The sequence below is a fragment of the Coleofasciculus sp. FACHB-712 genome (genome assembly GCF_014695635.1).
Classification (GTDB): Bacteria; Cyanobacteriota; Cyanobacteriia; order Cyanobacteriales; family FACHB-T130; genus FACHB-T130.
On sequence record NZ_JACJOQ010000102.1, the window covers coordinates 1 to 4,087 of the forward strand.

The window sequence follows — 4,087 nt, forward strand, 5'->3', positions numbered from 1 at the left end:
ATTTTAGATGGTTTAAATGGGAATGACAGCCTTTATGGGGATGCTGGCGATGACCTTCTGATGGGCTGGTCTGGTAACGATTGGCTATCTGGCGGCGACGGGAATGATGTCCTCAAGGGTCAGGTTGGCAAGGACACTCTCGTCGGCGGTTTTGGCAATGACAGGCTGACGGGTGGTGAGGGGGCGGATAAATTTGTCTTTAATTCTCCGGGGGAGGGAATTGATAACATCCTGGACTTCAATTCCCTAGAGGGGGATAAGATTCAGATTTCTGCTAGTGGTTTCGGCATTGGGAAAGGTCAATCCGATAAGTTCAGCTACGACAGCAGCACAGGTGCTTTGTTCTTTGAGCAGACACAGTTGGCGTCTGTGCAAATCGATTCGGGTTTTGTCCTTGCCTCAGACATGATTATTGTTTAAATATCGTGCGTGCAAAATGGCACGCTATTCTGGGAAGCGATCGCCTTTTTCATCCTGACAGACGTCTGGATACGTTTTTACTCAGGCAAATGGTTGAATCCGACCCAGTGGTGGGGTTTGTGTATGAAACTGCGTTCTCTGTCATTTTGGCTTTTTGGCAGTCTTTCCGGGTTCTGTCTGGTGACAACCAGCCCCATGCAGGCGCAAATTGTCGAAGATTCAACCCTACCCCAGCCCTCCATCGTTACTCAAAGTGGCAACAGCAGAATAATTACCGGAGGTACGCAAGCTAACTCCAACTTGTTCCACAGCTTTGAGGAATTTTCGATTCCTACTAACGGCAGTGCTTACTTTAACAATGCTGCCAATATTCAAAACATTATCAGCCGCGTCACGGGTTCCTCGGAGTCTAAGATTGACGGCTTGATTCGAGCCAACGGGACAGCCAACCTATTTCTAATTAACTCGAACGGGATTACTTTTGGCTCAAATGCAACGCTGAAGATTGGCGGATCTTTTTTGGCGAGTACGGCGACTAGCCTCAGCTTGGCTGATGGAACTTCGTTCAGCGCCACAAATCCCCAAACGACACCGCTGCTGACAGCCAACGTACCGATTGGTTTGCAATTTGGAAAACCGGCAGCCAGCATTCAAGTGCAGGGGGCTAAGCTGCAAGTGCCGTCTGGGAAAACCTTGGGGCTAGTGGGTGGTAACTTGACGCTCGTGGGAGGAAGATTACAGGCGGCGGGAGGACGGATTGAATTAGGCGGCGTGGCTGGAGCAATCACACCCGCTTCCCCCGTACAAGTTAACCTCACCCCAACTGCCCAAGGCTATGCTCTGGGGTATCCGAATATCCAGAACTTCCAAGACATCCAGTCCCAGCAAACGACGGTAACGACCAGCGGCAATGGGGGAGGCGATATTCGCGTCCAAGGTAGGCGGATCGCGCTTACAGAGGGTTCTCAGATGCTGGCGAATACCTTGGGTTCAGCACCTGGAGGGACTTTAGCGGTCACTGGCTCGGAGTGGGTGGAAATTAGTGGCAGTTCGCCTAGTGGCGATCGCAGTGGTTTATTTGCCAGGGTTAATTCAAAAACAGCCACCGGATCTGGGGGAAATTTGACCGTTGAAACCGGAAAATTCATTGTCCGGGATGGGGCGCAAGTCTCCACTTCTACTTTCGGTCAAGGGCAGGGCGGGAATTTAACGGTGCGGGCGACGGATTCGGTAGAAGTCAGTGGCAGATCGAGCGATCGCGAAATTGGAAGTGGATTGCGGGCTACAGTCCAAGGGGGAGCGACAGGGGATGGGGGAAATCTAACTGTTGAAACTGGACAATTGATTGTCCGAGATGGAGCCGAAGTAACAACTTCTACTTTTGGGCAAGGGAAAGCCGGAGATTTGACCGTAAAAGCGACCCAAGTGCAAGCGATGGGTTATGGTTTCGACGAAAACAATACGCTCAGGCAAAGCAGTTTGCGTGCCCAAGTAGAACAAAACGCCACCGGAACTGGAGGAAATTTAACCATAGAGAGCGATCGCTTGAGCGTTCAAAATGGGGCACAAATTGCAGTGACGACGCTTAGCAAGTTTAGCCAAGCCAAGGCAGGTACTTTGATAGTTCGAGCTTCAGACGTTGAACTGGCGGGGGTTGCGGTTTCCGCAGACGGTCAATTGCTGACAAATCACCTCGGTTTGCCTTTTCCGAGCGGCTTATTTTCCGGCAGTGGTATCGGTTCCCAGGCAGATGGAGGAGCCTTAAGCGTTGAGACTGAACGATTGCGCGTCCGCGATGGAGCCGTCATCCAGACTTCTACTTTAGGTGCAGGGGATGCGGGAAATTTAACCGTTCAAGCTTCCGAGTTTGTGGAATTAGCGGGTACTGCTAAAGGCAGTCAGTTTCCCAGTAGCTTGCTTGCTGTTTCTGGGGGAATTCCCAGCTTTCCAGGTGTTTTTGACGCCACAGGTCGCGGGGGAAGTCTGAGAGTTAATACTGGCAAGTTGACGATCCGGGATGGGGCAGCCGTAGCCGCAAGCAGTTTTAATCCAGCGAACGATGCCAAAGGTGCTGGCAATCTTGAGCTGACTGCTCAAAGCCTGAGTTTAGATAACCAGGCAACGATTACAGCAGCAACTGCATCCGGTAATGGGGGAAATATGGTGCTAGTGCAGGATTTGTTGGTGCTGCGCCACAACAGTAAAATCTCAAGTACCGCAGGCATTGCAGGTGCAGGTGGCAATGGTGGCAACATCACGATTAACAGCTCATTCATCGTCGCCGTCCCTGGGGAAAATAGCGACATTACTGCCAATGCTTTTACTGGCAATGGGGGGAATATCCAAATTACGACTCAAGGCATCTTTGGAATTCAGTTTCGGGAAGACGAAACTCTCCTAAGTGACATCACCGCCAGTTCTGAGTTTGGAGTGAACGGTGTGGTGGAAATCAATACGCCGGATGTTGACCCCAGTCCCGGTGTAGTCGCTTTACCGACGGACTTGGTGGATGCCTCTGGACTGATTGCATCAAGTTGTGGCGTCACGGTCGGGCAACAAAAAAGCGAATTGGTCGTTACCGGACGCGGTGGAATTCCACCCAATCCCGGCGAAACCCTCAGCAGCAACCTCGTTTGGAGCGATTTGCGCCTGATAACTCAGCAAGCCGGGAATCTTCCGAATGCTGCGGTTGTTCCCACCCATCCAACTACTAAGCAGGCTACCGGGCAAAGTTCCGGGCAGTTGATGGAAGCGCAAGGATGGGTGAGGAACAATTCTGGTGAGGTCGTTCTGACCGCGCGATCGCCCACAGGGATGCCTCACGCCACTTCCTGCGCTGGCTCCTAGAAAGGGGTACAAGTAAAGTTTTGTAACGTATTACATAATTCCTGATTTTTCGGCTGATACATCCTTAGAGATTTGCAGATTTTGTCCGTGCAATCGCGCTCAAAATATCAGTCGCAAACCAGAAATTCAAAGGGACTCAGGTATGACTACAGCTTTACAAATCGGTAATCGCACCCTCACGGCTGAGGAAATCATTCCCCTACTGGCTAGCTACCAAATGTTTCCTCAATTGCTGCGTGAGAGCATTATTGATAGCGCGATCGCTTCTTTTAACTGTACGCCTGAAGAAATTGCTCATGCCTGCGGGAATTTCTACCAGCAAAATCAACTGACTTCTGAAGCCGAACAGCAAGCTTGGCTAGAGCGCTACGGGATGAGCCAAGAGCATTTAGAAGCCTTGACAACCCGGAAGTTAAGAATTGAAAAATTTAAACAAGCGACTTGGGGGAACAAACTAGAATCTTATTTTCTCAAGCGCAAAGGTCAATTGGATCACGCCATTTATTCGTTGATTCGGACGAAAGATCCAGGCATTGCCCAAGAACTTTATTTCCGCCTTTCCGAACAAGAGCAATCTTTTAGCGAACTGGCGGCTGAGTATTCCCAAGGGCCTGAAGCACAAACGGGTGGAACTATCGGCCCGGTAGAGATTGGGACTCTCCACCCGCATCTGGCGAGACTGCTATCGGTTAGTCAAAAGAATCAACTTTGGTCGCCCAGACCTTTAGGTGAATGGATGGTCATTGTGCGCCTAGAAAAGTTAGTTCCCGCCCAATTAAATGAATTCATGCGTCAACGATTGCTGCGAGAACTTTTTGAA

At 50.5% G+C, this 4,087-nt stretch carries 2 protein-coding genes and 1 pseudogene; all 3 read left to right on the forward strand.

The genetic code is table 11. From position 1 onward, the window contains the following. A pseudogene (locus H6F50_RS27465) lies at positions 1-420 on the forward strand (calcium-binding protein); the annotation flags it as partial. A 9-nt stretch (positions 421-429) separates the two neighbouring features. Continuing rightward, entirely contained in the window at positions 430-3,267 is a 2,838-nt protein-coding gene (locus H6F50_RS02540; RefSeq protein WP_190425994.1) for an S-layer family protein, read from the forward strand. Between the two features lie 142 nt (positions 3,268-3,409). Further along, a partial coding sequence (locus H6F50_RS02545) for a peptidylprolyl isomerase (RefSeq protein ID WP_190425996.1) occupies positions 3,410-4,087 on the forward strand: 678 nt, incomplete at its 3' end.